General features: G+C 58.6%; 3 protein-coding genes. All 3 read left to right on the top strand.

The window, feature by feature from the left end:
* The coding region (locus tag EOA36_RS30400; protein ID WP_127280632.1) for an exopolysaccharide production repressor protein at positions 1-215 on the top strand (215 nt) is incomplete at its 5' end.
* A 236-nt stretch (positions 216-451) separates the two neighbouring features.
* Positions 452-1,465, top strand: a complete 1,014-nt coding sequence (locus EOA36_RS30395) for a 1-aminocyclopropane-1-carboxylate deaminase (RefSeq protein WP_024505903.1) — start codon at positions 452-454, stop codon at positions 1,463-1,465.
* Between the two features lie 599 nt (positions 1,466-2,064).
* Positions 2,065-3,222 (top strand): TlpA disulfide reductase family protein, encoded by a 1,158-nt coding sequence (locus EOA36_RS30390; protein ID WP_126097328.1) that lies wholly within the window; start codon positions 2,065-2,067, stop codon positions 3,220-3,222.
* Positions 3,223-3,723: the final 501 nt, after the last annotated feature.

Raw genomic sequence — 3,723 nt, 5'->3', positions numbered from 1 at the left:
TGGTCCTGTGCAGCAATGCGTCGATGGTTTACTTCGCTTTGGATTCGCTCCGTGTGGCAGTCGTCACGACGCTGGCCTGTTCGCTGCTGCTTCAGGCCGGCTACTTCGGCCGCGTGCTCTTTCTGATCTGGCAGTCCTCTAGCCGCGCTCGTGGAACTCGCCACAGGGGCCAGCATGCCGATGGTTACAGGAAAGCTCGGGTACCAGTCGTCTGACTCTGATCAACTGCGGAATGCAATTTTCAGCTGTGTCCCGGCTTGGTCGAATGCCCAGCATGTGCTGCTGCTTTGATGCGCGGATGACAGGATCAGTGCTCAGACCCACACCAATTTTGGTCACCCTCTGATGACTGAGCTGATCGTATAGGGAATCTGTGTTCGGCTAACACGCGACCATACCCCTGGGCTGACCGGTGCGTAGCAGGTTCAGGTACTTTTTTGCTGGAGATAGCATGCTGGAAAAATTCGAACGTTATCCGCTCACCTTTGGACCCACGCCGATCGAGAGGCTCGACCGCCTCGGCAAGCATCTGGGCGACAAGGTGGAAATCTACGTCAAACGCGAGGACTGCAACTCCGGTCTCGCGTTCGGCGGAAACAAGCTGCGCAAGCTCGAATACATTGTGCCCGACGCGATCGCGTCAGATGCCGATACGCTCGTCACAATCGGTGGCGTGCAGTCCAACCATACGCGCATGGTCGCTGCGGTCGCCGCCAAGATCGGCATGAAATGCCTCCTGGTCCAGGAGAGCTGGGTCCCACATGATGATGCTGTCTACGACCGGGTCGGCAATATCCTCTTGAGCCGCATCATGGGGGCAGAGGTGCGCCTGGTTGACGAGGGCTTTGACATCGGCATCCGCCGCAGCTGGGAAAAGGCACTTTATGAAGTCAAGGCAAGGGGCGGCAGGCCATATGCGATACCTGCCGGCGCCTCTGTCCACAAATACGGCGGCCTGGGCTATGTGGGGTTCGCTGAGGAGGTGCGTGCCCAGGAAGAGCAGCTTGGGTTTGCCTTCGACTATATCGTCGTCTGTACGGTGACTGGTTCAACCCACGGCGGCATGCTCGTCGGGTTCGCCAAGGATGGTCGACAGCGCAACGTGATCGGTATCGATGCCTCCGCCATGCCCGCCAAGACCAAGGCGCAGGTGCTTGGCATCGCCCAAAATACAGCGAAGCTCGTCCACCTCGGAGCGGAAATTGTCGAGGCAGACGTGGTGTTGTTCATGGACTACGCGTACCCGGGTTATGGCGTTCCATCGGAGGAAACCAAAGAGGCAATCCGTTTGTGCGCGCGGCTCGAGGGCATGATTACGGACCCCGTTTACGAGGGCAAATCGATGCAAGGGATGATCGACCTCGTCCAGAGGGGCTTCTTTCCACAGGGATCGAGGGTCCTCTACGCACATCTAGGCGGCGCACCGGCGATCAACGGGTACGGCTACACCTTTCGCAACGGCTGACGTTCGGCAGTCTGCGATTCCGCGGTCGCGCTCGAACGTGGGTAGGTAGCGTCGTTCGAGCGCTTGGCTGGAGAAGTGGAGGCAGCGACGGGCATCCACTAATTGGTACCATTACGTGCTGTCGGTGCTCAACGCCACGCGCATTGAGCGCATGCCGCCGTTGGCAACCGCGAGGCGAATTTTGACTCCGGGGCAAGAATCCACACGCGGCGGTGGCGGCACGAGGACCAAGCCGGCGAGTTCGCGCTTTCGAACTGGCGCCAAACTGCCACTGCTCGAGGACCGAGGCCAGTCTAATCACAGGCGAGCCGTCCAAGCTCTCAAGAGTGATAGGGCGAAACCCGACAGCGGCAGAAGACATGTCGGGTTCACGACAATCGGCCGCATTTGGCCTCGTGGAGAATTTCAAAGCATTTCCCGCCGCTTACCGGAGCTGAGGGAATTGGCACCTCCGTTGCAGCTTGATGTGCGGCAACACGGTGAGAGCTTCGCTGAAGCAAGCCAGAGGGAGCGATGCCCTCGAGACCGTGTCCGATTTTGACTGGAAAATATTCCGCGACAAAAGAGACGAAAGGTGTGGAATGACTTTGGACACCAAGATGGAACTGCGTATGGGGTCCCCGGCTCCTGCGATCAAAGTGGAGAACTGGCTGCGTGGCGAGCCCCTCACGAACTTTCGGCCCGGCAAGGTCTACCTCGTTGAGTTTTGGGCGACTTGGTGCGGACCATGTGTCGACGCCATGCCCCATTTGATCGAACTGCAGGAGAAATATGAAGGCAGCGGATTTGAGGCGGTCGGAGTTGCCGCCTGCGAACAGGGTCCTACCGCAGACGAGGCGCGGACCAACGTGGATGCCTGGCTGACCGAGGAGTTCCCGAATCTGAATTATCGTATCGGGTTCGATTACATTGGCGAAATGAACAAGCTCTGGATGGATCCCAGCTCTTCGATTGGGATTCCCACCTCGTTCGTGGTCGACCGCGACGGCCACATCGCTTTTATCGGCCACCCGGCGGAACTCGATGACGTTTTGCCGAAAGTCCTTAACGGCAGCTGGCGCAGCAGCTATGAAGCGAAAGCCGCCGATGCAAAGCGCATCGCGCATAACCAACTTGCAGCGCGCGAAATGTCGCTTACCGGGCCGATATACGCCAAACTTGAGCCGGCGATGCAGGCCGAGAATTGGACGGCGGCGCTCTTGGCCATCGAAGAAGGCCTCGCCTTGATGCCAGACTCTTGTGAGTTCCGGCAGATTCATGCGGATCTTCTGCTTCACAAGCTGCGCGACATCAAGACCGGCATGCCGGTCATGCGAGAATTGGTCGAGGACGCGATCGACAAAACGTCCGACGCGGTGTCGTGGATGGCCTTGGCCCTCAACCAACTCTTCGATCCCACGATGGACAATTCCCATCTTCCGCGCGCGGAGCGCTTTGCGATGGGCAACGAGCTCTCGGAACAGATACTGGCACTCAATCCCCCGAACGGCGATGGCCCGTTTAAGTACCTCCGGTACCTCCCGGTAGCTCAGTATTATTACGAGAGCGGCAACAAAGATCGCGCAATCGAGTTGATCGAGGTGGCACTGAAATCGGTGGACCGGCTGGGGCCAATTCCGGACCACACCAAACAGTACTATCTTACCCCATTGCTCGAAGCACTGGCCAACTACACGGGTGAGCCTGCCTGTCACGCGGATCTTTGTGTGGCTCCGCAAAAGAAGGCACCCGAAACTCAAAACGCAGTCACTTCCTGAGCAAGAATCGCGAAGGGACTGACAATTGGAATTGAACACTGGCCAATCCGCCCATCGAGGCTCTCTTCGCAGCAAGTATGTCGATGCAGCAGGGCGGCGGCTTGCGGCAGGTTGGATTTCAATTGCGTTGACCACCGGTCGGATCGCGGCGCAGACAATGTGCGCCGCGAATTCGCGCCGCAGGTCTCGCACTCGTGGACATGTCGAGGTCGGCCACGGGGCACTCTTGGGGTTGGCCCGCCCAAGCCATTCGTCGGCCACGCAAGCCGACCCGGAGTGGGCATCGCAGGAAAAGGAAATCGTACCTCGAAGACGAAGACTGAAATGACGAACAACGAAATTCCTCCGGTTGGCCCTGCTGTCCACAAGGACGACGAGGCCCTTGCTTCCCCGTTCGTCAAATGCCTCCTGCGGCTCATTCGTACTCAGGATTCCTTCGGCTTATGGGAAGGCCATTCGGATGCCGAGCTGCTGGCCGAGTTCATCATCACCAAGCAACAG

The organism is Mesorhizobium sp. M8A.F.Ca.ET.021.01.1.1 (genome assembly GCF_003998025.1).
Taxonomy (GTDB): domain Bacteria; phylum Pseudomonadota; class Alphaproteobacteria; order Rhizobiales; family Rhizobiaceae; genus Mesorhizobium.
This window is presented reverse-complemented; position numbering and strand designations above follow the sequence as displayed.

Coding starts and splice junctions, on each gene's coding strand:
- EOA36_RS30395 (WP_024505903.1), top strand. CDS start 452: ATGCTGGAAAAATTCGAACGTTATCCGCTCACCTTTGGACCCACGCCG.
- EOA36_RS30390 (WP_126097328.1), top strand. CDS start 2,065: ATGGAACTGCGTATGGGGTCCCCGGCTCCTGCGATCAAAGTGGAGAAC.